Source organism: Muribaculum sp. An289, from assembly GCF_002159555.1.
GTDB classification, from domain to species: Bacteria; Bacteroidota; Bacteroidia; order Bacteroidales; family UBA932; genus Merdivivens; species Merdivivens faecigallinarum.
The window spans coordinates 208,578-233,453 of sequence record NZ_NFIV01000003.1 but is presented as its reverse complement, the minus strand read 5'-3'; the positions used below and the strand labels follow the sequence as shown (position 1 = coordinate 233,453).

Annotated in this window: 16 protein-coding genes; 5 read left to right on the top strand and 11 right to left on the bottom strand. The window is 50.6% G+C overall.

Features of this window, described 5'->3' with window-relative positions:
• Positions 1 to 3: 3 nt before the first annotated feature.
• Together B5F83_RS03830 and B5F83_RS03825 are read right to left on the bottom strand one after the other, a co-directional pair.
• A complete protein-coding gene (locus B5F83_RS03830) occupies positions 4 to 327 on the bottom strand; it encodes a carboxypeptidase regulatory-like domain-containing protein (RefSeq protein WP_158094140.1) in 324 nt (107 codons plus the stop codon).
• A gap of 1,546 nt (positions 328 to 1,873) precedes the next feature.
• The gene (locus tag B5F83_RS03825; RefSeq protein WP_087276345.1) at positions 1,874 to 3,091 is read right to left on the bottom strand and encodes an OmpA family protein; all 1,218 of its coding nucleotides are present in this window, start codon (positions 3,089 to 3,091) and stop codon (positions 1,874 to 1,876) included.
• A gap of 250 nt (positions 3,092 to 3,341) precedes the next feature.
• On the opposite strand from B5F83_RS03825, the gene B5F83_RS03820 reads away from it, so the two are divergent.
• The 4 genes from B5F83_RS03820 to B5F83_RS03805 all read left to right on the top strand — a co-directional run bounded on the left by B5F83_RS03820 (position 3,342) and on the right by B5F83_RS03805 (position 10,080).
• A complete protein-coding gene (locus B5F83_RS03820; protein ID WP_087276349.1) occupies positions 3,342 to 4,553 on the top strand; it encodes a DUF2130 domain-containing protein in 1,212 nt (403 codons plus the stop codon).
• A 75-nt stretch (positions 4,554 to 4,628) separates the two neighbouring features.
• Positions 4,629 to 5,771, top strand: coding sequence for an efflux RND transporter periplasmic adaptor subunit (locus B5F83_RS03815; protein ID WP_239383816.1), 1,143 nt, complete (start codon positions 4,629 to 4,631; stop codon positions 5,769 to 5,771).
• 11 nt (positions 5,772 to 5,782) lie between these two features.
• Positions 5,783 to 8,905: an efflux RND transporter permease subunit gene (locus tag B5F83_RS03810; RefSeq protein ID WP_087276351.1), complete on the top strand. Its 3,123-nt coding sequence runs from the start codon at positions 5,783 to 5,785 to the stop codon at positions 8,903 to 8,905.
• Positions 8,902 to 10,080, top strand: coding sequence for a TolC family protein (locus B5F83_RS03805; protein ID WP_087276772.1), 1,179 nt, complete (start codon positions 8,902 to 8,904; stop codon positions 10,078 to 10,080). The genes B5F83_RS03810 and B5F83_RS03805 overlap by 4 nt, the downstream gene beginning before the upstream one ends.
• 31 nt (positions 10,081 to 10,111) lie before the next feature.
• Here B5F83_RS03805 and B5F83_RS03800 read toward each other — a convergent pair whose 3' ends face one another.
• The 8 genes from B5F83_RS03800 to B5F83_RS03765 all read right to left on the bottom strand — a co-directional run bounded on the left by B5F83_RS03800 (position 10,112) and on the right by B5F83_RS03765 (position 21,711).
• Positions 10,112 to 11,404, bottom strand: a complete 1,293-nt coding sequence (locus tag B5F83_RS03800) for an Ig-like domain-containing protein (protein WP_087276354.1) — start codon at positions 11,402 to 11,404, stop codon at positions 10,112 to 10,114.
• Positions 11,405 to 11,422: 18 nt separating this feature from the next.
• Positions 11,423 to 12,721: an Ig-like domain-containing protein gene (locus B5F83_RS03795; RefSeq protein WP_158094139.1), complete on the bottom strand. Its 1,299-nt coding sequence runs from the start codon at positions 12,719 to 12,721 to the stop codon at positions 11,423 to 11,425.
• Positions 12,722 to 12,723: 2 nt separating this feature from the next.
• Entirely contained in the window at positions 12,724 to 14,277 is a 1,554-nt protein-coding gene (locus B5F83_RS03790; RefSeq protein ID WP_158094138.1) for an Ig-like domain-containing protein, read from the bottom strand.
• Positions 14,278 to 14,288: 11 nt separating this feature from the next.
• Positions 14,289 to 15,809: a BACON domain-containing protein gene (locus tag B5F83_RS03785; RefSeq protein ID WP_087276364.1), complete on the bottom strand. Its 1,521-nt coding sequence runs from the start codon at positions 15,807 to 15,809 to the stop codon at positions 14,289 to 14,291.
• Between the two features lie 61 nt (positions 15,810 to 15,870).
• A complete protein-coding gene (locus tag B5F83_RS03780) occupies positions 15,871 to 18,213 on the bottom strand; it encodes an ABC transporter permease (RefSeq protein WP_087276367.1) in 2,343 nt (780 codons plus the stop codon).
• Between the two features lie 226 nt (positions 18,214 to 18,439).
• Positions 18,440 to 19,531: a butyrate kinase gene (buk, locus tag B5F83_RS03775; protein WP_087276369.1), complete on the bottom strand. Its 1,092-nt coding sequence runs from the start codon at positions 19,529 to 19,531 to the stop codon at positions 18,440 to 18,442.
• A gap of 11 nt (positions 19,532 to 19,542) precedes the next feature.
• Positions 19,543 to 20,448 (bottom strand): phosphate acyltransferase, encoded by a 906-nt coding sequence (locus B5F83_RS03770; protein ID WP_087276372.1) that lies wholly within the window; start codon positions 20,446 to 20,448, stop codon positions 19,543 to 19,545.
• 42 nt (positions 20,449 to 20,490) lie between these two features.
• Positions 20,491 to 21,711 (bottom strand): acetate kinase, encoded by a 1,221-nt coding sequence (locus B5F83_RS03765; RefSeq protein WP_087276375.1) that lies wholly within the window; start codon positions 21,709 to 21,711, stop codon positions 20,491 to 20,493.
• Positions 21,712 to 21,792: 81 nt separating this feature from the next.
• Between B5F83_RS03765 and B5F83_RS03760 the strand changes: the two genes are divergently transcribed.
• Positions 21,793 to 22,725 carry a ComEC/Rec2 family competence protein gene (locus B5F83_RS03760; protein WP_087276378.1) on the top strand — a complete coding sequence of 311 codons (933 nt, stop codon included), beginning with the start codon at positions 21,793 to 21,795 and terminating at the stop codon, positions 22,723 to 22,725.
• Between the two features lie 6 nt (positions 22,726 to 22,731).
• Here the strand turns inward: B5F83_RS03760 and B5F83_RS03755 are convergent, their stop codons facing one another.
• Positions 22,732 to 24,849: a S46 family peptidase gene (locus B5F83_RS03755; RefSeq protein ID WP_087276381.1), complete on the bottom strand. Its 2,118-nt coding sequence runs from the start codon at positions 24,847 to 24,849 to the stop codon at positions 22,732 to 22,734.
• Positions 24,850 to 24,876 lie beyond the last annotated feature (27 nt).

Sequence of the window (24,876 nt, the reverse complement as noted above, 5' to 3'; positions counted from 1 at the left end):
ATATTATATTTTCCTGAGTAAAACATCCGTCTGGACAGTCTCTCCGCTGATGGCAGTGACAGCCTTGCGGTCTACATAATAACCCTCTTTCTGGACTGAAAGCGTATACTGTCCGGGGTCGAGATTTTCGAAAATGAAAGTGCCGTCCTCCCCCGTCTGCAAAGTACGGTTCGTAGGATTCAGCACGACTGCGGCATTTGGAAGGGCTTCTCCCGTCGAAGCATCATACACTGCGCCCTGTATGGCCGAGAAAAAATCGTAACCGATATTGTCATCGCAACCGACAACGAAGAATGGAGCCAGCAGTGCCAGAAACATTGCCGCCATCCGGAAAAACATTTTTGATTTCATAATTTTTTCACAGCTTCCCCGACTTCAAGAAAGCGTTGCCTTAGTAGTGCATAAAAGAAAGTGTGGAGCCGAATTTCGTTTATCTGTAAGAAGGTTGTGGTGAGACCTTAGTGAGAATAAACGCTCCAATACCCCACACTTGAAAAGATATACCTATGGCATAAGACATGCCATGATAATTTACATCTAAACAAGGAAGAGTGTTGTCCGCTGCCCTCTCACTCAGAAAACACCACATTTTCTTACAAGGACTGTTCGAAAAACACTTTCATCAAAATGTATGCTGACTGCTCAGCACTGCAAAGATATAAAATATTTTCAAACACGGACAACACTCATGGGTATTGAATTGACAAAGTTCGAAATATCTTTCAATCTTAGCAAAAAAACTGTCTATAAAAATTTTCATGAAAATTTTCGGAGTCCCTGCAAAACCAGATGCTACAGACAAATCCCTCGTAAATTCCTCGAAAAAAATGAAGCGTATCGCGGAAATCGTATGCCCGCCACCCCAAGAACGTTGACATCCCTAAAAAGGACACTGACATCATCCGCACTTTGGGGAACGCTATTCTTCATCCGCACCTTATCCGCACCTTCGTGGAAAGTTTTCCATGTAATTTTGGAACAGTCGGTGCATGATGATTTTTGAATGCATTGATGGTCAGTTAATTAGTAAAATTGCTGCACATTTCGGTCGTTTAAAACTTTCGAAATGTGCACTTAAATTTTTAATGTATTGACATTCAACTTATTACAAAATTGCCCGCACCCGGACTTCCACTACGTTCACTTTCCCTGATAAGACGGACGAGGAATGCAGGCAGAATGGCCGTAGAAGCGATTGTCAAATTTCACCTAAGGGGGAAAGTGCCTCCGATTCGCGGCAAAACGGTTCACGTTCCCTGTGGAAACGAAGAAAGAAAAGGCCACAATGCGCATACCGTGGGGGAAAGTGCCGCGAATTTGCAGGAATATGGTTCACTTTCCCGGCGCGTTAAACAGACAGGATAGCCTGTGCGGCCATTGTACTGGAATATAGCCGGGGAAAGTGCCTCCGATTCGCGACAAAATGGTTCACTTTCCCGGCGTATTAAACCGATAGGGAGCATGTGTGACCGTTGTACTGGAATGTAGTTGGGGAAAGTGCCGCCGATTCGCGGCAAAACGGTTCACTTTCCCGGAAAAAACAGCGAAAATGGCGGTAGAATCAATATTTTCGAGGGGAAAGTGCACCAAATGACCGGCAAACAGGTTCACTTTCCCCCAGAACTAACTCACGCGGCACCGCATTACCCGAATTTGTAAATGTATGCCTCAAATTACCCCGACTTTGCAAATGGGCACCCTCAAATGAATACCTTAATAAAATGGGCCTGACTCATATCTGAGTCAGACCCATTTTTCATTTTACTTTCCTGAAGTTGAAGTACGTTGGCGACCTGATACCATCCGGCCTGACCTTACGCCTTCAAGCTACGCACTCCCAAGTTACGTGTCCTCAGGTTACGCGCCTTCAGGCTTATTTTACAGTAACGAACTGGTTGCCTTCGCCGATATTAGGCTGCTCGGCAGCATCGGTACCGGTATATGTAAGCTGTGATTCAGGAACGCCGAGTTTTACAAGGTAATTGTAAACCACGCGGGCACGTTTCTCTGCCAGTTTTACATTGTATTTGTCCTTACCGGTCTTGAAATCGGCATATCCGGTAACAGTGTATACATGGTCCTTAGGCCCTGCAAGAACCTGATCCTTGAACACCTCAAGGCGTATCTTGTCTGATTTTGAAAGGACTGCCATTCCGTAATCGAAGAATACTGTCTGGGACGGTATCGAAGCCTCTCTCTCATACTGTGCCTTCTGCTCGGCCATACGTTTCTCCGCATCATCGGCACGTTTCTGTGCTGCGGCCTGTTTAGCCTGGCAGTCAGCAAGTTTGGCATTCATCTTCTCTTCGGTATCCTTTGCATTCTGCTTGGCTTCCTTTACAGCCTGCTTCAAAGCATCGATATCCTCCAGAGAATATCCGGCAGCACCCCTCACGAAGTCTCTCTTGCCGAAGCGGTAGGTAACGCCCACCGATATGTTGGCCGTTCCGAGGAAAGCGCCCCTTGAAGGACTTACGACAGGATTCATCTTGGCCCTTCCGAGGATTCCCTTCAATTCGAGATTTATGTCCACGCTCGGGGACACACGGAACTTGTTGATAATACCGGCCGTGAATGCAAAATCGAGCAGACGGTTGCCTGTCTGGGTTGCAGCCTGCGCCTTATCAGTAAAATTGGATGCAAACAGACCCATTCCAGCAAAAGGAACAGCGTAATAAACGCGATCTTCCCTGTAGCCACCTATCCAGTTGGACAGGTTAACCATTGCATCCACATGAGTGAAAATATATGGCCAATTGACTTTTCCCAAATCAGGATGCACCGTACCGTACTGGCCGCCCATGAGGCCGACCCTTACAGCTACAACCGGATGGAACCATTTTGCCGCGCTGATTTCGCCGGAAAATCCGAATTTCTGCCCGAAAGTACCGTAATTGCCACCGCTATAAATGGCAAAACCAGTACCTACGCTTGCTGAAAGTTCCCAGTTATCCCAGAACTTGTTCGTCATAAACCCTTTGAAGCTCGGATACTTGTCGACAGCGGCCTTAGTCGTGTCTGTTTCCGCAGCCGACAACGCAACCACGGAAAAAAACGATAACAACAGTGTTGCTAAAAGAAATTTTTTCATTGCCTTTATTGTTTTAGCTATTGCTTATTAAAATACACTGAAAATTCAATCTTGTGCAAAGATAATCCAAATAATAATATAACCGAATTTTTTTTTCAATTTTTATATAAAAATCTCTCACCTTCCGCCGCAAGACAACCTGCACGACAGCCGCAGCAAGGTTTGCATCGAGCCTTCCGTATCACTATATTTGCAGACACATATATAAAGACACATATATAAAAAACATGCAAATTTAAGCACAACAACCATGAACGAAATAAAGTGTCCGAAATGCGGAAACGTTTTTTCCGTGGACGAAGCCGACTACGCATCGATAGCCAACCAGATACGCAACAACGAGTTCAACGAGGAACTGGCCCGCCGCACGGCAGAGCAGGAAAAACGGTTCACGATAAAGCAGGAACTGGAGCTGAACAAAAAGGAGCTGGAGTTCCGGAAAATCCTGGAAAAGAAGGAGCAGGAAATCTCAAGGCTCGGAACGGAGGTCGCCAGAAACGACAGCCTGCGCAAAATGGCCGTGCTTGAAACCGAAAACAGTTTCCGCGAGAAATTGCAGGCCAAGGACACGGAAATCGCCGAACTCAAAGGGAAAATGACATCGGAAAAGGATGCCGCCATCATTCGCGAAAAAAGCCTGGCCGACAAATACAACAGCCAGTTGAAAGAAAAACAGGAACTTATAGATTATTATAAAGACCTGAAGACACGCATGTCCACGAAAATGGTCGGGGAAACACTCGAAATACATTGCAGCACCGAATTCAACAGGATGAGGATGTCCATGTACCCGAGAGCGTATTTTGAAAAGGACAACGACATCAGGGGAGGCACAAAGGGAGACTTCGTATTCAGGGACTACGACGAGGACGGGACGGAATACATCTCTGTAATGTTTGAAATGAAAAACGAGATGGACGGGACCGCCGTGAAACATAAGAATGAAGATTTTTTCGCAAAACTGGACAAGGACAGGAACGAAAAGGGCTGCGAATACGCCGTGCTCGTATCGCTTCTCGAACCGGACAGCGAACTTTACAATGCCGGAATCGTGGATGTCTCCTACCGTTTTCCAAAAATGTATGTCATAAGGCCGCAGTTCTTCATGCCGATAATCTCCCTGCTCACCCAGGCGGCGAAAAACAGCCTCGGATACCGGAAAGCTTTGGCAATAGCGCAGAAACAATCCGTCGACGTCACGAATTTCGAAGAACAGCTCAACGATTTCAAGAGCAAATTCGCGAATAATTACCGCCTCGCAAGCGAAAAATTCAGAAAGGCAATAGAAGAAATCGACAAGACAATCGACCATCTCCAGAAAATCAAGGACGCCCTGTTAGGCTCGGAAAACAATCTGAGACTTGCGAACAACAAGGCCGAAGAACTGACAATCAAGCGCCTTACCCGCAACAACCCTACGATGAAAGCGAAATTCGAGGAAGCCTCCGGCGGTACGCATTGACCCATAGAAGAATGCACTTTAGTTGCATCGGGATATGGATATCTTTGCCGCGGTAAAATGGAAAAACACACAGCTATGAGAAAATTCATGACCATGAATGCCGCCGCGGCCATATCCATATTATTGTCAATCTGCGGATGCGGGCATTCCGATGCAAACCATGACCACGGCCACGAAGCCGACGGCGGGCAACACGGAAGCGATGAAATCGTCTTCGAAGCGGCGAAGGCCGTCGAAGCCGGAATAACATGCGACACGGTACGGGCCGGAACTTTCAGGGACGTCATTTCCACAAGCGGCAAAATAATCCCGGCCACAGGCCATGAAACGGCCGTAATAGCGGGAAGGGCAGGAATAGTTTCATTTTCCTCCCCTGTCGCCGAAGGTTCCCCGGTGAACTCCGGAGATGTCATTCTCACGATTTCCTCAGGCAATCTACAGGACGGGGACCCCGCACAGAAAGCGTACATCGCCTACCAGACGGCCCTCAGGGAATACGAAAGGGCCGCAATCCTCGTAAAGGACAAAATAGTATCGCAGCAGGAATTCGAAAGGGTCAGAAGCAATTACGAAACAGCGAAAATAGCATACGAAGCCATCGGAGGCGGTGAAAACGGAGGGACTCCGGTCAAATCCCCGGCGACGGGCTATGCAGGCAAGATAGCCGTAAAGGACGGGGACTATGTCGCTACCGGACAGACACTCATGCGAATAACAAACCCGGACAGGATGTTCCTGCAGGCGGATCTTTCCGGAAAATACATTGACAGGCTCGGAAGAATCGCATCCGCCAACTTCAGGCTGCCGTTCAGCGACAAAATCTACCGCCTCGAAGAACTGGGAGGCAGACTCATAGCCGAAGGCCGCGCCCTGGACGAAACATCGGCGTACATACCTGTAACCTTCGAATTCGACGGGAAGGGGGAGATAATCCCGGGCACATTCGCTGAAATCTACCTGCTTTCCACGGCAAGGGACAATGTCATCTCGCTTCCGCTTACGGCCCTGATTGAAGAACAGGGGGAATACTATGTTTTCAAAAAACTGGATGCGGACTGCTATGAAAAGGTCCATGTCGGCACAGGAGCCTCTGACGGAACCAGAATCGAGATAACGGAAGGGCTCGAAGACGGTGACGTCGTAGTCACCGAAGGGGCGATGCGCATAAAACTCGCCTCGGCGGGCAATACCATTCCGGGACATACCCATAACCATTAAAAACAGGTCCGATGCTTAACAAAATCATACATTTTTCATTACAGAACAGGCTTCTCGTCCTGGTCGCATCCGCCCTGCTCTTCGTGGCCGGCATTTACTGCACCGTCAACGCCGAAATAGACGTATTTCCGGACCTGAACGCCCCTACCGTCGTAGTCATGACGGAGGCCAACGGCATGGCGGCGGAAGAAGTGGAACAGTTGGTCACCTTTCCGATTGAAACTGCCGTAAACGGAGCTACCGGGGTACGCCGCGTACGCTCTTCCTCCACTACGGGATTTTCCGTCGTATGGGTCGAATTCGACTGGGGCACGGACATTTATCTTGCAAGGCAGATTGTTTCCGAAAAACTTTCGGCAGCCGCCGGAGAACTGCCTGAGACGGCAGGAAACCCTACCCTTGGCCCGCAGTCTTCCATTCTCGGGGAAGTGCTCATCGTCGGTCTGACGGCGGACAGCACATCGATGCTCGACCTCCGCACCATAGCGGACTGGACTATCCGTCCGAGACTCCTTGCCACGGGAGGAGTCGCCCAGGTGGCGGTACTCGGCGGGGACATCAAGGAATACCAGGTGCTCCTGCATCCCGACAAGATGAAACATTACGGTGTCACCCTCTCCGAAGTCATGTCGGTCACGCGCGGAATGAACCTGAATGCGAACGGAGGTGTCATCTACGAATACGGGAATGAATATATAGTCAGAGGTGTGCTTTCGACCGACGATGTGGCGAAAATGTCGGCGGCCGTGATAAAAACCGATTCCACAGGGGCCCCGATAACATTGGGAGACGTTGCCGATGTAAAAACTGGGGCGCAGCAGCCAAAACTCGGACTCGCCTCCGAAAGGGGGAAACCGGCCGTCCTGCTTACGGTAACGAAACAGCCCGACACCGGGACAATCGAACTTACCGGAAAACTGGAAGCGGCCCTTGAAGACATAGGGAAAAACCTTCCGGAAGACGTAAAGGTTTCGACGGATATTTTCCGCCAGTCAAAATTCATCGAAAATTCCATAGACAATGTGAAAAGCTCGCTGTACGAAGGCGCCATCTTCGTCGTAATCGTCCTTTTCATCTTCCTTGCCAACGCACGCACGACCATAATATCCTTGGTTACGCTTCCCCTCTCGCTGATGATTTCCATACTCATCCTACAGGCATTCGGGATAACGCTCAACACCATGAGCCTCGGAGGACTTGCGATAGCGATAGGCTCATTGGTGGACGATTCGATAGTGGATGTCGAAAACGTATGGAAACATCTCAGGGAAAACAGGGCCCTCCCGGCGGAAAAACGCAGGCCGGTAACGGATGTCGTCTTCGACGCTTCGAGGGAGGTGCGCATGCCGATACTGAATTCCACCCTGATTATCGTGGCCAGCTTCGTTCCCCTGTTTTTCCTCAGCGGAATGGAAGGACGGATGCTCATACCGCTCGGAGTCGCCTTCATCGTCGCACTCTTCGCATCCACGATAGTAGCCCTTACGCTTACGCCCGTGCTTTGCAGCTACCTGCTCGCAAAAGGGAAAAAGGACGGAAGCGTTCCGAAAGAGGCTTTCGCCGCAAGGTGGCTGAAAAAGCATTACCGCAATTCACTGAACTGGGCCCTGGAACACAAGAAGACGGTGCTCGGGGTGACACTGGCTCTTTTCGCCACGGCACTCGGACTGTTCTTCACCCTCGGCCGCAGTTTCCTTCCGGCCTTCAATGAAGGCTCCTTTACGATAAACATAAGCTCGATGCCAGGCATCTCGCTCGAAGAGTCTGACAAGATAGGACGTCAGGCAGAAGAACTCCTGCTCGGCATACCGGAAATACAGACGGTCGCACGCAAGACAGGCCGTGCAGAACTCGACGAACACGCCTTGGGCGTGAACGTATCCGAAATAGAGGCCCCTTTCGAACTCGACGGACGTTCACACAGGGAACTGCTCAACGATGTCCGCGAAAAACTCTCGGTGATAGCGGGTGCCAACATTGAAATCGGGCAGCCAATCAGCCACAGAATCGATGCCATGCTGAGCGGGACCCAGGCAAGCATCGCAATAAAGCTTTTCGGCGAGAACCTGAACGAAATGTTCCGCATCGGCAATCAGATAAAAGAGAAAATCAGCGGAGTCGAAGGCATAGCCGACCTGAATGTGGAACAGCAGATAGAAAGGCCTGAACTCAAGATAATACCACGCAAAGACATGCTGGCCAGATACGGAATCCCTCTCCCCGCATTCTACGAGTTCATCACCGTGAACATGGCCGGTGAGACCGTATCCCAGGTATATGAAGACGGAAAGACCTTCAACCTCGTAGTCAGGGCGGACGAAGATTACCGCAGGGACAGGGAAGCCATTTCCAACCTGATGATAGACGATGCCGACGGATGCAAGGTGCCTCTCTCATACGTGGCCGACATAGTATCATCCTCAGGCCCGAATACAATCAACAGGGAAAACGTACAAAGGAAAATAGTGATTTCCGCCAATACCGACGGACGTGACGTCGGAAGTGTCGTGAACGACATACAACATATAGTGGACAGCGAAATCGAACTTCCGGAAGGATACCATATCGAATACGGAGGACAGTTTGAAAGCGAAAGGACGGCAAGCCGGACATTGCTGCTCACGTCCCTGATGAGCATCGTTATCATATTCCTGCTGATGTACATGGAGTTCAAGAGTCCAATGCAAAGCGGAGCCGTGCTCCTGAACCTCCCGCTCGCCCTCATAGGAGGGGTCTTCGCCCTGCTGCTGACGACAAAGGAAATCAGCATACCGGCAATCATCGGTTTCATATCCCTCTTCGGCATAGCGACCCGCAACGGAATGCTGCTTATCAACCGGTACAACGCCCTGGAACATGAAAACGGGAGAAACCGGCTGAGGGAAAACATAATCCACGGCTCGCTCGACAGGCTGAACCCAATCCTGATGACGGCGCTCTCAACCGCACTCGCACTGATTCCTTTGGCTCTCAGAGGCGACCTTCCAGGAAACGAAATCCAAAGCCCTATGGCAAAAGTGATACTCGGAGGATTGCTGACTTCGACTTTCCTCAACGCATTCATAGTCCCTATCGTATACGAATGGATGACTTCAAAGAAGGACAAAAGGACAAAAACAGAAGAATCGAGATGAAAAACATAATCGCATTTGCAATGCTTTTTACTGCAATATCGCAGTTCTGCCCGGCACAGGAAATAGACACGGTACTTGCAAACATAGAACGCAACAACCTGGAACTCCAAGCCCTGAGGCAGGAAAACGAGGCCTCCGCCCTCGAAATAAAGGCTGAAAACAACATACAGCAGGACCTTTCAGTATCCTACAGCCCGTTCTTCACAAACGGGGTCAACGGAGTCGCAAGCTCGGAATTCGTTGCATCCATGGGCTTCGATTTCCCTACGCAATACGCCGCCCGCAAGAAATGGGGAGACTTCCGCAGCGAAGAACTCAGGCGCCTGTACCTACTGCAACGCCGGGACATACTTTTCGAAGCAAAGACACTCTGCCTCGAATTAATCAGGCTGAACGCTGAAAAGAAACTCCTCGACAACAGGCTTGAAAATGCCGACGAGCTCCTTTCGCTTGTCGAAAAGCAATTCGATGAAGGCGGGGCCACCGTAATAGAAGTGAACAAGGTAAAGATGGAGCGGATGAATGTCCGCACCCTCAAAGCCCAGAATACCGCATCCCGCAAAAGCATACTCCGCAACCTTGAAACTCTCAACGGAGGACAGCCGTTGGACATAGAGCCCTCGGGGTATCCGGAACTCCCAGCAATACCGGATTTCGAGCAATATTGCAAATACATCGAAGAAGCAGACCTTGGCGTACAGTCGGCAGCCGCTTCCGTGGATGCCGCAGCACAGGAAATAAAGGTCAACCGGCAGAACTGGCTGCCGAAACTGGAAGTGGGATACAGGAGGAACACGGCACTCAACGAAGCATCCGACGGATTCATAGTAGGCATCTCGATTCCTCTGTTTTCCGGAATGAACAAGACGAAAGTCGCAAAGGCAAGGCACAGCGCCGCCCTCTCCAGCCTGGAAAACGCACGTCTCGAATCAATCAACGCGATACGTTCGAGCTATTATGAAATGGAGGAACTCGGCAACGCACTCAAAGAATACGACCTTCCTCTCATGCGCAATACGCTTGCCGCATTGAAGAAGGCCGTAATAAACGGTCAGCTGTCGATAATGGACTATTATGTCGAAGCCGACAATATTTTCACAAGTCTCGGAGACTATATCAATACCGAAAACAGATACCAGATTCTGATGGCGGAGCTGTACAAGAACGAGCTATAAAGCCATAACCGCACCCGCCGCCGTGACACCGTCAGAATGCCAGTACGTAACGGAGCATGCAATTCATCGCACCTTTGGTATTGTATGCCACAAGGCCGTTATAGAACCCGACACAGAAAGCGTTCTGGGCATCATATTCCGAACTGCACCAATACAGTTCCGGAGAGAACTGGTCGGCAAGTATCAGCTGCGAGAACGATTCGTTCAGGATATCGCGCACAGGCATATCGTTGGTATACAACCCGTTGATATTGCCTTCCATGTCGCCCACTATCATAAGGGTAAGTTCTTTTGCAGACGGAACGTACCAGCCGCTCGTACCCTCGGGAGCCGCAAATTCCTTGTTTCCGAGGAAAAACTGCAAACGTTTTACCATGTCGACCTTATAGCCGATATTGTCATAATCCGAATTGAAAGCCTTGATCGCCTGGGTATTGTTGTAACCGACAATCTTGTTCAGGTTGTCCTCCAGTTCCACCCCGGTAGTCGGCGACATGTATTCTGGAGCGTTTTCCGAAACCCATTCCCCTACGGTCGAATTGAACGACCTGTAATTGCTCTGCCACGTACTGGCCTCCTCTATCAGGGAAACGACGAGCCCGTGGGTACAGCCCGGGAAGTCCCTGCGCAGGGTCGGGTCGTCGGCCGTAGGGTCTCCTACCCAGAATACGACACCTATGGCATCCTTTTTAGAAAAAAGTTCTCCTGAATACGTACCGTCCGAATAGTAGAAATCCCCTACTTCCGGTTCTCCTACCACATAAACCTCACACGAGTCGGAAAGCCCGTCCACAGAAACCCTGACAACGGCAATCCCCTTGCCGACGGAAGAGACGGCGCCGTCCTGCGTAACCGTAGCAACAGATTCGTCCGAAGAACTCCATACTATGCCTTCTACACCTGTAGCAGGCACTGTTTCCAGAGTAAGCGATATATCCTCGCCGACTTCCAGAGTCACATACTCTTCCGTAATCGCAAGTGAATCAGCCACGCGCACATCTACAATCACGGTAGCGAATTCATTCCCGGCCCCGGCAGTAACGAACGCCCTCCCGGAAGCAATGGCAGTAACCAGACCGTCCGGCGAAACCGTTGCCACCGACTCGTCCGAACTGAACCATTCCACATCGACTTTCCCGGCGACATCCTCCGGATAAACGGTAGCCGTCAGTTGCAGGGTCTCCCCCTTGCAAAGCTGTGCCATGTCCGTATCGACGACCACATCGCCGACGACAATCATTTCCTCGGGTTCCGCGCACCCCTGGAACATGAGGGGCATCAGAACGGAAACCGAAACATATAATAAAAATCTACCTATTTTCATTTATTAAAATTTCTTAATCTAAAATGCGACGATAAAACGCAGCAGGCCGTTTTCAAAATTCTTCGGAGCTATGCTCGCACGGCCTCCGGAAACATTGACGAAATAAGCGTAGGATTCATCATACTCCGATGAAGTCCAATAACTTCCTCCGGCTATAACGCAGTCGGGACGAATTTTTCCGATAGAAGCATTCACAATATCCAGATTCGGCGAAGAATCATCCTGGATATCCCAAATGTTCCCTTCATGGACACCGCGCACAAGCAGGGACATCTCCTTGGCCGACGGAATATACCAGCCGCTCGTACCTTCCGGAAGGGACCATCCGTTTTCAATGATGTAATAACAATACTCTACCGCAGCAGCGACCTTCCAGCCGCGATTCGCCAGATCGGAATTGAAATCCAGCAGGGCCATGGTATTGTTGTAACCGCAAATCCTGTTCAGCGGGGCGCCGGAATCTGTCCCAGTAATCGGCGACTCATAATCCGAATTGTCATCGCACCAGTCCCCTACGGTCTTCCCGCAGGCCGAATAGGCCGGCTGCCATGCCGAAGTCAAATCCTCGCCTATCGAAACCGCAAGGCCGTGGGTACACTTGGGATGTTCGGCCTTCAATGCCGCATCTTCCGCTGTCGGATTGCCAGCATAAAAAACAACTGCCACAGGATATTTTCCCGGAAGCAGGACGGAACATACGCTTCCGTCATCGAAAAGGAAGTCTCCCGGCTTTATGGGCCCCTGCGCCACCCTTATCTTGCAGTTCGCCGTCTTTCCGGCAATATTCACCGTCACGAAAGACTCGCCTATGGAAAGTCCCTTGAACTCGCCGGGCCCTACGGGCATCACAACGGAACTGTCGGAAGAAGTCCATACGGTTCCGGAGGTATCAGCCGATGAAGGTTCGAATACAATGCCCGTAACCACCGTTTCACCGAGGGCAACTTCATATTCGCTTTCCGCAAATCCCACGGACTTCAGAGGACTTTGCCCCACCGTCACTATGGAAGTGGCAGATACCCCGTCCACGGTCACCTTGATCAAAGCCTCCCCCATATTTTCAGCGGTAATCACACCTTCCTGCGTAACGGAGACAATCTCAGGATTGAGGCTCGTCCATTCCACGGAAAAGTACTCCGCATCCAACGGCTCCACTACAAGGGTAAGCTGGTATGTATCACCCTGCATCAGGGACAAATCGCTTTCATAGATGTCCACGGACAACTGCACAGGCTCTTCCTCGACGGCCTTTTCCATACAGGAGGGCAATACGGCCGCCGCAATGAGCAGCGGCAGCATGTACAAAAAACGCTTCATGACTAAAACGCCAGGACACATCTGATACTACGAGGAGGATAGCCTTTGCTCTGAGGGCCTACACTGCCGTTAGACATGAGTACGTAAATGGCCTGCTGATATGCGGAAGATTCCGCGCTCGACCAATAATAAGATTCATAAGTCCCGCTCGGCGTAGTGTTGTTCAGAGGGGTCCCCCCGATAGCGGACAGTTTCCCGTTTATCACTTCGAGATTGTCGGTTTCATTGAAAATATCGTTTATACTTCCATTGTATTCTCCCGTACACAGCAAAGAAAGCTCTTTCGGAGAAGGCCAGTACCATCCGCTGCTGGTTTCAGGGGCGGCAACCGACTCCCTATAATCCAGAACGCACTGAATGGCGTCCACGTTCCAGTCCCAATTGGCCTCGTCTTCATTGAAAGCCTCGATAGCCTTGGTGTTATTGTATCCCATTATCAGATTTATTGTCTCATCATCCACGACCGTCGTCTTATATCCGGTACCGGAAGCTGTCACCCAGTCACCTACATGTCTCTGATAAAACTGGATTCTCAACTGCCAGTACTGCATTCCTGCATCCTTCAGAGCCACTACAAGGCCGTGCGTACAGTCGGGATGATCCCTCATCAGCGCTGCATCGTTTACGGAAGGGTCTCCCACATAAAAGACAACGCCCACGGGGGTCTTGCCCTCGACAAGTACCGGAGACGTGGTACCGTCAGAAAAATAAATGTCCCCTATATTGATTTCATCCGTAACCGGAACTTCCGACACAGTTACGGTGCAGGAAGCCTCTTTGCCTCCGGCTGTCGCAGTAATCACTGCCTCTCCCTGTGACAGTGCCACGACGGAACCGGCATCCACGCTCGCCACCGCCGCATTGGAAGATGTCCAGGTAATCCCGTCATAATCCGCATCTTCGGGCTGGACAGAAGCGTTTATCACCGCAGTCTCCCCCACCATAAGGTCCAAAGAAACCGGCTCCAGCGTTATGTTTTCAACGCCTACGCCCGCTACGGTCACCTGGCACTCGGCTTCCAGACCTCCGACAGCCGCCTTGACAGCCGCATTTCCGATAGCCACGGCAGATATCATCCCGTTTGCATCCACAAGCACCACGGACTCGTCTGACGAACTCCAGGTAACTTCCTTGTTATCTGCATCTTCCGGGGTTATTTCCACCGACAGCTGCTGCGTGCTTCCCCTCGTTATGGTTATCTCGGAAGGGACCACTTTCACACCGGTCACGGGAATTGCCGTAACTGTAACCAGACATCGTGCCGATACATTTCCGCACGTAGCCTTGATGACAGTCTCACCTATCGCCACGGCCGAAACCAGACCGGTCTCGTCCACCGAAGCTATGCTTTCCTTCAGAGAAGTCCACCGTACTGTCTTGTCTTCCGCATCCTCGGGAAGGACTTCGGCCGTAAGCCTAAAGGTATCTCCCTTTGTAAGTTCCAGAGTTTCACGGCTGAGCTTTATGCTCTCAGCCTCCACCGGAATGTTTTCATTCTGCCCGCATGAACAAATCGCGAGAAACAATGCCGATATGGCCAATATCCTGTTTTTCATAATTTCAGTCATTATTTTTTATTGATTTTATAGTCAGTCAGTACTGGAACCGGAGTTTCACGGTCCAATTTAAGATTAAGGCGTCCCGCTCCCACGGAAGACGTACCGCCGGACGGAGTGGTAAAATATTCCTTCACAAGGCCGGTTGTAACCGTGCCGCCGGAATAACCGAAAGCGAACATCACATATTCTGTTCCGGGGGCAAGCGGAGAAAGGCTTCCCGTAACATCCCCGTTTACAAGTGTTATCAGATTGTCGTTAATCAGAGCGGCTATGATCTGATCGTCCGCCATGCCTTCCACCTGCCTGGAATCCAGGGCGGCCAGTGCATACTGGTCGTTATTTGTCGTATATATCGCATACTCGGCATAGTCCGGCTCCAATTTGGTAATCTCGATTGTTATGACATTGTCAGAAGGCTGTGCGGACCCGGTACTGAAATCCTTGGTGGACACCTCGGAATTGAGATACCCGGACAAGCTTATACTTACGGCAAAGGCAGTATAGTCGGAATTCGGATTAAGATCCGCCTCTATGGCATCCGGACCGACATGGGCGATGCTCTTCACCGCATCCGCAGCCGACTGTCCGAGCATGGTATATATATTAATCACGTCATTGATATAAGTCTGATAGCTTTCCTTGAGCCATTCCCCGTCTATGCCGCGGCCTGAATATGCGTCCATGACATAAGGCACGGTATCATCGGAAGGGATGGCCTCTATCACCACATGGTTTCCGTCCACTGTAGGATTCAGATCGAAATCAATGTCGACGAAAGGCACGCTCTCGGTAACGAAGAATTCCGGCACATATCCGGTCAGACGTTCAGCCCCTGAAGTCACACCATAGACATATATGCAATATTCCGTATCCGGAGTGAGGCTGGTCACGGAAACGCCTATGGTATTTCCTGTTTTCAGGTTCTGCCTGAGCAATTCTTCCAGACTCAGGCCATTGGCCTGGGCTACCTGGTTGAAATAAGCCATGTCGTTTGCAAAACGTGTGTCTTCATCCTCGAACATGTCGTAAGATGCCTTATCCATCAGAAGATTGAGATAAGTCATCTGCGTATCCGAAGGATAGACACTGTAAATGACGGAAGATTCCTTTATCTGGTTGACGGTTATCTCGAAAATGGCATCCTCGCCATCATCTGGGATATCGGGCGAAGACGGGTCCCTCCCGTCCTGCATGACATAAACCGTTTCGGAGCCGCCGTACCAGCCTACATTGAGGACGGCAACACGGTCCGTAGTGTCGGGATTGGCTTCGACACTGACGATAATCTCCCCGGGAACATCGTAAATCTTCTCGGTAATCCAGGAACTCGGGCAATCAACTCCGATAGAAGCGATATTGTCCCGGCTTCCGGTAAAGGAATAAGGCGCCCTTGCATAGCCGCCTTCGGCAGACACATTGATTTCGGTAGAATCGAATGTGATAACGAACGGCTCGTCATCCGGCTCAGGAGTCTGCGTACATGCGGCGCAGCAGCAGATGGCGAGTGGCAGAAGCAGAAAGTTTTTCATTTCAATAAATAAATTACACGAATTAAAATTAAGCAGAAATTTTAAAAAAACTGCATCTGTCCTAATCTTTTTTCAGAACTTCCGCCGGATTTATGTTCACAAGCATGTAAACCTGCCTGAAAATCGAAATGAAAGCCACGGACAGCACCACGATGCAGCCTGCCGCATATACCCACCACAGTCCCTCCGCCTTGTCGGGATAGTTTTCGAGCCATCTCGAAACGATGGCGTAAGACAGGGGAACCGAGAGCACGGCGGCAGCGGCCACTATCTTCAGAAAACCTGAAACCGTCGACCGGAAAGCCGCTTTGCGCGAAAGGCCGAATATCTTCCTTATGGCGACATTGCGTGCATGTTGATGGGCATAGTAAGTACTCATCGCAAGCATGGCCATAGCCGAAAGCATCAGAGTCAGCGCCGTAAAAATCGCAATCAGCCATCCGTTGCTGTTTTCCTTCTCATAATAAAACCTGAATTTTTCGTCCAACGACCCGACCGTCACTGCCGTCGCAAGCCCGCGGTCCTCATAGAACTCCCTTATTTTCCTTACCGCCTTTTCCGTATCCCCGGATACTTTCACTATCATCTCCCTGAGGAACATGAAATCCTCGGGCGAATCCATATTCATGACATAATAGCATATATTCATTCCCTTGCAGTCATCTTCCGCCATATTGCCCTTGACGAAATCCCCCATGATACCGCAGACATTGAGACCCAGGGAATTCAGCTTCGGGCCGGAAGAACCGTAATCGGCCCCGAGGCCTTCCATTGCGCTTTCGGTAAGCCACGCCGTTCCCTCAACCGGCTCGGACATTACGGACACGGGCCTGAAACCGAGTATCCTGAAAGCGGCCATATCGCCGTAAAACCATTCTATGCTCACCCGCGAACCGTCTTCAAGGTCATAGCTGCCCGAAGTCCGTCCACCGTCGACAGGATCGAACTGAACATAACCTATATCCGACACCTCCGGCATGGCCCTCAGCTCATCGGCATAAAACTCCGCAGCGGAGCTCACCCCGTTCACATAGATTACGCCGTCCCGTGAATACCCCCTGTCCACATCGAGCATGTGCTTCAACTGGACGGACATGGCTATCGCAATGCACAATGCGGCCGCGGCGACAAAATTCTGGATGAAGACGAAAATATTTCCGAGCACCTGTTTTCCTCCTGCCACGGACTGGCCCTTCATTAGGTACACAGGTCTGAAACGCGAGAAAATCAGGGCCGGGACTATGCCGGCGACAAACGAAACCGCAACCACGAACAGGACAAGGATACAGGCCTGCGATATGTCCATATTGGAAAAAACATCCACTTGCTTGCCTAAAAGCCTGCCCATCATCGGCGAAAAAGCCGGAATCAGCGCAAGTGCGAGCAGGAAAGCGACAGCCGTCATTACAAAGGCTTCGGACAGGAACCTTGCCACTATCCCGGACTTACGTTCTCCGAGCAGCCTCCTTGCGGCCATTTCCTTTGCACGGAAAACCGTCTGGGCGACGGTAAGCGATATATAGTTGAGTATGGCGAAAACCAACAACAGGATGCCGGCCGCCACGAACAGGTTGATAAATCCTTTGTCGACACTGTCGGTGAAAGGCGCGCTGTATTCCATAGCCCCGAAATGAATCTCCTTGAAAGGTACGAGAAGGACGCGCGTGGATATTCCCGACACATAAAGATTGTCTTCTTTGTTCAAAATCCCCAATATCCCTTTTTCCAATCCGCGCAAATCCGCACCTGCATTTATGCGAAGAAAAGTATTCGCAGTCCCGTTGCCGTTGGAAAGCAATGCCGGAAAGGCCTGCTCGTACAGTTCAATCCTGTAAATCATGTCCACATACGGGAAAACGCTGTTTTTGAAATCTTCGAACACGCCGGTAACGGTAAGGGAAACCGTCTCTTTGTCGATTGTAATATCGAATGTCTTCCCTATTGGGGAGCCGTCTGGAAAATACCTCGCGGCAAAACTTTCGGAAACCGACACGGCATATTTTTCCGTCAGGGCCTTGTCCCTTTCCCCGGCAATGAACGGGAAGGTGAAAAAGTCGAAAAAGTCGGCATCGACCCCCAGGGCCTGCTGCTTGAAAGTCTCCTCCCCCACAGTGGCGGTCAAAGTAAGGCCTCCGAGGAAAGCGGTCGAAACCATCCTCGTCCCTTCCGTGATTTCCGGGAAAGCCCCTTCAATCTGTTCCATCATGGTCGCACTGCCGGACGGAAAGACACCATCGCTGAGCAAATATATGTCCTCAGTATCTTCAAGACAGGAATCGTATGACAGCTCGGAAAAAACATAGTATGAAATGAAAACTATGAATATCATTGCTATGGACAGGCCTGCCACCTCCACAGCCGTATAAAGTTTGTTCCTTCCGAGGAATCTGAAAAAAGAAATCATATCGCAGCCTTTATCATATCGCGGTTACACATAAAAATTTTCCCGGAAAGCCTCATGGCCTTCCGGGAAAACCTTGCAGCAAAAACCGTATGATTTTTATATAATTTATTTGCGATACTGATTTCCAGCGAGTTCCAATCCGGACGAAGTTTCAGTCATGTATAAAATTTTTACACTTCCGTATCCGGCTGTAAAAAAATCATACAGTCCGGCCGCTCTCGGAAATCTATTCGTAGATCCTTGCTTTGGTCTCGCCGTCGAGTACCATCTCGGCACACTCGGCAAGGGCCTGCATCTCGTCTTCACCCGGATAGTGAACCACCGGAGCCAGGAAGCTTACCCTTTCGGCTATCATGTCGCAAAGATGCCTGTAATATGCAATGCCGCCGGTAAGGATTATCGCATCGACTTTCCCGGAAACGGCAGCTGCAAGTCCGCCTATGGATTTTGCAACGTGGTAGGCAAGCGAATCCACGAATCTGATGGTTGCAGGGTCTCCGGCCTTGTAATCATCCTCGACCTTGAAGAAGTCGTTGGTTCCGAGATGGGCCACTGCTCCGCCCTCTCCTACTATCATCCTCTTGATCTGGTCATATGTGTATTCGCCGCTGAAACACATCTTGGCCATTGTCAGCGCCGTCACTCCGCCTGTACGCTCAGGGCTGAAAGGCCCCTCGCCGTTAAGGGCGTCATTGACATCGGTCGTCATGCCTTTCTCGTGGAGGGAAATGGATACACCGCCTCCGAGATGTGCGACAATGACATTCAGTTCATCGGCCTTCTTTCCGCATTCCTTTGCATAGCGCCTTACTACCGCCCTTGAATTAAGGGCATGGAAGATGCTCTGTTTCGGGAATTTCGGATGGCCTGTCATACGGGCAAGGTCCGAAAGTTCATCCACGGTGACAGGGTCGGCGATATATGCCTTGCATGCATCGTTGCCGTTCTTCAGATTGGCCTGCCTTGCTATGGTATCGGCGAGTATCGCCCCGAGATTGCTGGCGTGTTCTCCGTAAACCGCATTAGCAAGGTCGGATATCATCTTGTCATTCACCATGTATGAGCCTGCACGGTTAGGTTTTACAAGACCGCCGCGGCCCATTACAGCATCGAGGGTCTCCACGCCCACACCGGCCGTTTCCAAAGCCTTTACTATGGCCTCGTAACGGAAATCCTTCTGTGAACTGACGTTAGGGTATGAAGATATGACCTCGGTCGAATGCCTCAAAGTCTCTTTGTAAATCTGATTGCTTCCTTCGAAAATCGCTATCTTGGTCGAAGTGGAGCCTGGATTGATTACCAATATCCTGTGTGCCATGCCGATAAAGATTATTTAGCCGACAGGGCCGCGAGGGCTATCGAGTTCAACTTGGTGTCGATGGAATCGGCACGGCTTGCAAGTACGCACGGAGCCTTTGCACCTGCGACCATCGCACCCATCTTGACACCCTTGCAAAGTTTCGAATTGACTTTGTAGAATACGTTGGCGGATTCGATGTTAGGGAAGAGCAGGCAGTCCGCATCTCCGGCAACCGGACTTACGACTTTCTTGACTGCTACGGATTCGGCATCTATGGCGACATCCAAAGCAAGAGGGCCGTCGGCTACGCAGCCTTTGAGCTGTCCCCTGTCGGCTTCCTTGGCGATGATGGCCGCATCGACACATGCCTGCATGCCCGGAAGCATCTGCTCGGTAGCGGCGATGATGGCAAGTTTCGGTTTCGCGATACCCATTGCATGGGCTGTCGAAATAAGATACTTGGCTATGGCCTCTTTCTGTTTCAGGTCTGGAAGCGGAATGACAGCCATATCTCCGAGTATGAGGAGTTTATGATAATTTGGAGACTGCACTACGGCAACGTGGCTCAGCACCGCCTTAGGAGGAAGGAGACCGCGCTCCTTGTTAAGGATGCCCCTCATGAATTTGTCCGTAGAACACAGGCCTTTCATAAGGATATCGCCCTCACCGGCATTGATCATATCGACACCTGCCGCTATCGAAGCAAGCTCGTCCGTATTGTTTACGATATTCAGGATTGACGGATCGAGTTTCTCCGCCTTGCAAACTTCATGGATCATTTTCTCGTCGCCCACAAGGGTAACATCAACGATTCCCATTTCCGCCGCACGGTAGGCGGCAGTCACGGTATGGTCATCGACTGCCCATGCCGCTACGAGTCTTTTTTTCTGTTTGGACTTAAGCTCGGTAAAAATGTCCTCGAAACTTTTAATCATAAGATAGATTTGATTTTTATATAAAACTTATCAAAATCGGAATTAAGAACGCATACGTTCGCCAACGATTCTCAGGGTATCCCTTGCGATAACGAGTTCTTCGTTGGTAGTCAATGCCATGACTACGGTCTTCGCCCCTGGCTTAGTCAGTATCACGTCTTCGCCGGAAACGCTGTCGTTCGCCTCGTAATCGAATTCGACCCCGAGGAAATCCAGGTGTTCGCAGACCATGCGGCGCATGCTGCGGTTGTTTTCACCGATTCCTCCGGTAAACACCACCAGGTCCACACCGTCCATGACGGCCGAATACGCACCTATATATTTCAGTATGTCGTATGCAAGCTTTTTAAGAGTGAGTTTCGCCCTTTCGCTTCCCGCATCGGCGGCGTCGGTAAGATCCCTACAGTCGGAAGAAATTCCCGAAAGTCCGAGGAAACCGCTCTTCTTATTGAGTATCGTGTTCATTTCGGACGGAGTTATCCCCTCCTTCTCCTCGATGAAGGAAACCGCTCCCGGGTCTATGTTTCCGCTGCGCGTTCCCATGATAAGGCCTTCAAGAGGGGTGAATCCCATTGAGGTATCTATGGATTTGCCGTTCTGGATGGCGGTAATGGAGCTTCCGTTCCCGAGATGGCAGGTAATGATTTTCATCTTGTCGATATCCTTGCCGAGAATCTTGCAGGCCTTCTCCGCCACGAATTTATGCGAAGTCCCGTGGAACCCGTAACGGCGCACGCCGTATTTCTCATAGTATTCGTACGGTATGGCGTACAGATATGCATAGTCGGGCATTGAAGAATGGAAGGAAGTATCGAATACGGCCACCTGCGGAACGTCCGGCAGAAGTTCGGACATCGCCCTGATTCCGAGAAGATTGGCCGGGTTGTGCAGAGGGGCGAGATCGCAGCATGCCTCGATGTTCCTCTCGGCCTCCTTGTCCACAAACGCGCTTTCGGTAAAATACTCGCCGCCATGTGCGACACGGTGGCCTACCGCCTCTATTTCCTGTACGGAAGAAATCACGCCGTGGCCTTCGTCCAGCAATTCCTTGAAAACGCAGGATATGGCGACCTTATGGTCGGCAATCGGTTTCTCGATTACGAATTTGTCCGCGCCGGTCTTGCGATGCGTGAGGACGGACATGTCCATCCCTATACGCTCAACAAGGCCTTTAGCCTTCAATTCATAGTCATCCGCGCTCTTCATATCAAGCAACTGATACTTCAAGGAAGAGCTGCCGCAATTCAATACCAGAACTTTCATCTCGATAAAAATTAAAAATTATCGCAAAAATATAGATTAAATAATTAAATTGCAACGAAATTCCGTTTAAGAGAGAGAAAGATGAGAGGGGAAGGATTCGGAATCAGGGCAGCCGCGGCCTGCATCGGCATTTTATATCTCGCGGCCTTCGTTTACATAAGGATAATATCGGGCTCGGAACTGCCGGAGATGAGGAAAAACATCTCCGCGGCCCTTTACGCGGAATGCGAGACGGCCATCGAAGGCACGATGCCGGAAGACCCGAGGGGACGTGCCTTCGCAAAGGCGCTTTTTCTGGGCGACAAAAGCGAAATATCCAGGGAGGACAAGGAATATTTCCGCATAAGCGGCGTATCCCACCTGCTTGCCCTTTCCGGAATGCATCTCAGCATATTATACGGGATTTTCACCGTCCTGACCTCCTTCATCCCTTCAGGCAGGGCAGGGACCGCCGTCAGAAGCACGGTGAATGTCTCCCTTCTTTTCATTTATTCCCTCATGACCGGAATGGCCAATTCCATTGCACGCGCCTTCGTAATGATATTCATATACGAGACCGGAAAAATCCTCGGAAGGAAGCAGAAGCCCCTGTGGGTACTCGCGCTCAGCGCGATAATAATCCTTTCCTACAATCCGGAAGCCGCCGCCGACGTGGGATTCCAGCTTTCATACAGCGCCATGATAGGGATTTTCACGATTTTCCCATACCTTAAAGACCTGATATATACGAAAAACAGGGCGATGAAGTACATCTGGAACACCATCGCCCTGTCAGTAGCCTGCCAAATATCCACATTGCCGTTGATACTGTGGTATTTCGGCTATTTTCCCAAATATTTTCTGGTCACCAACCTGCTTTGCGTACCGCTCAGCTCCGTAATACTCGCCTTGATAATGACCTCGATGCTGGCATTCGCAATCTGGCCTCCGGCCGGGATATTCTGCGGAAAAATCCTGTCATGTTCCATAGACATCCTCGTATGGATTACGGAATCCGTATCCGCCCTCCCGTGAGCCGTGTCAATCCGCGAAAACTATTTCGTCCATAAGGTTACGGGCTCCCGCATACTTGTCTATGATGAAGAGCACATACCTTATGTCGAGGGATATGTTACGGCAAAGTTCCGGGTCGAAATCAAGGTCGCTCATGGTGCCTTCCCATACCCTGTCGAAATTGACCCCGACAAGATTGCCGTCCGCATTTATGACAGGACTGCCCGAATTGCCCCCGGAAGTATGGTTGGTGGCAAGGAAACATACCGGAACAGTACCTTCCGTTTCCCATCTGCCATAGTCCTTGGCCGCATACAGATCCCTGAGTTTCTGAGGGATGTCATAATCGAAAATATCGGGATTGTCCTTTTCGATTATTCCTTCAAGGGTAGAGACCGGCAGATATTCGATGCCGTCCGAAGGCTCGAAGCCGGCCACTTCCCCGTATGAGACCCTCAGGGTAAGGTTGGCATCCGGATAGAAGGCCTTTTCCGAATCGAATTCCATCTGCCCCCGCATATATGTCCTGTTCATAAGGGCGATCCGCCTGTTGATTTCCATTGCAGGTCCGGACAGTGCGGCATATTCGGCATAGAACGAGTCGGCCAGCCTGTAAAGAGGGTCGGAAGCCACCGCCTCCATCGCCTTCGCCGAATCGAGGGCGGCAAGGGCGAGTGTCTTTTCCCTGTCCGTGAAAATGGACACGGCAAATACCGAATCGGCCACGGCGGCCGTCGAGCCCAGACGGGTAAACTCCTCCTTCAGATATTCCGGCTTGAATTCGTCCGGCACGTCTTCCATGAACCTGTCGGCCGTAAAGATGAAAATCTCCTCATCGATAGGATAATAATAGTCCTTGAAGAAGGCTTCCGCATAATCGGCAAGGCCCTCCGTACCGTTCAGTCCGATATAACGCCCCACATTCATGGCAAACCTGAATGCGTCGACACCGTTCAGCGACTCCACATAATAGTCCATCGCATACGAATAAGGACGGACCTGGGCGTATAGCCGTGAAAGTTCCTCTATTACGCCGGCATATTCGTCATGTCCTCCGCTGAGTGCCCATTCCGTAAAAGCCTTCTCGGACTCCTTCTTCACCGAACGTGTCTCTAATTTTATCAGACCTTTCAGCTCGCCCTGCCATTTCTTCCAGGCATTGGCGACATTTGCCTGTTTCGAAGAATAGCGTATCCTCACATCCTGGTCGGCGGACATGTATTTTTTCATTATTTCCAGCCTTCCGTCCCTGAGCGCTATCTTCTTGGGATTCATTTCCTCGATGTATCCGATGGCATCGGAATGCACATATTCCTGGGTACTGCCGGGAAAACCGTACACGAAGGTAAAATCGCCTTCATTCACTCCTGCCGTGGAAATCTTGAAAAATTTTTTCGGCCTGTAAGGGACATTGTCCTCGCTGTAGGCTGCCGGATTGTTGTCCTTGTCCGCATATATCCTGAAAATCGAGAAATCCCCGGTATGGCGAGGCCACATCCAGTTGTCCGTGTCGCCTCCGAATTTTCCCACCGAAGAAGGAGGGGCGCCTACAAGCCTTACGTCATCGAATTTCTGATAAACGAAAAGAAAATACTGGTTGCCGTAATACATGGATTCGACCGATGCCTGATACGACGGTCCTTCCGCCATCGCCCTGGCCTCTATGGCCGCGGAATTGGCCCTTACCAGCGAATCCCTCCGTGCCTCGTCCATCGAGCTGTCGTACCCCTGGAGCACCGCATCCGTCACATCCTCCATCCTTATGAGGAAGCTGACCCAAAGCCCGTCGTTCGGCAGTTCTTCATCGAGCGACATGGCCCAGAAACCGTCTTTAAGATAGTCGTGTTCCACGGAACTGTGGCACTGGATTGCACCGTAACCGCAGTGATGGTTGGTAAGCAGGAGCCCTTGATTGGAAATGAGTTCTCCGGTACATCCGCCGTTGAACAGCACGACGGCATCCTTCAATGATGCCTGATTGATACTGTAAATGTCCTCCGCATCGAGCCTGAAACCTTTTGCCTTCATATCGTCTATCCTTTCCGATATGAGGACCGGAAGCCACATTCCCTCATCGGCAGAAAGCTTTACAGGGAAGATGGCGAAAACGAGCGGGACAAGTAAAATGCTAAACAGATATCTCATACGACTTTCAAGTAAAGAGGCGGCAAA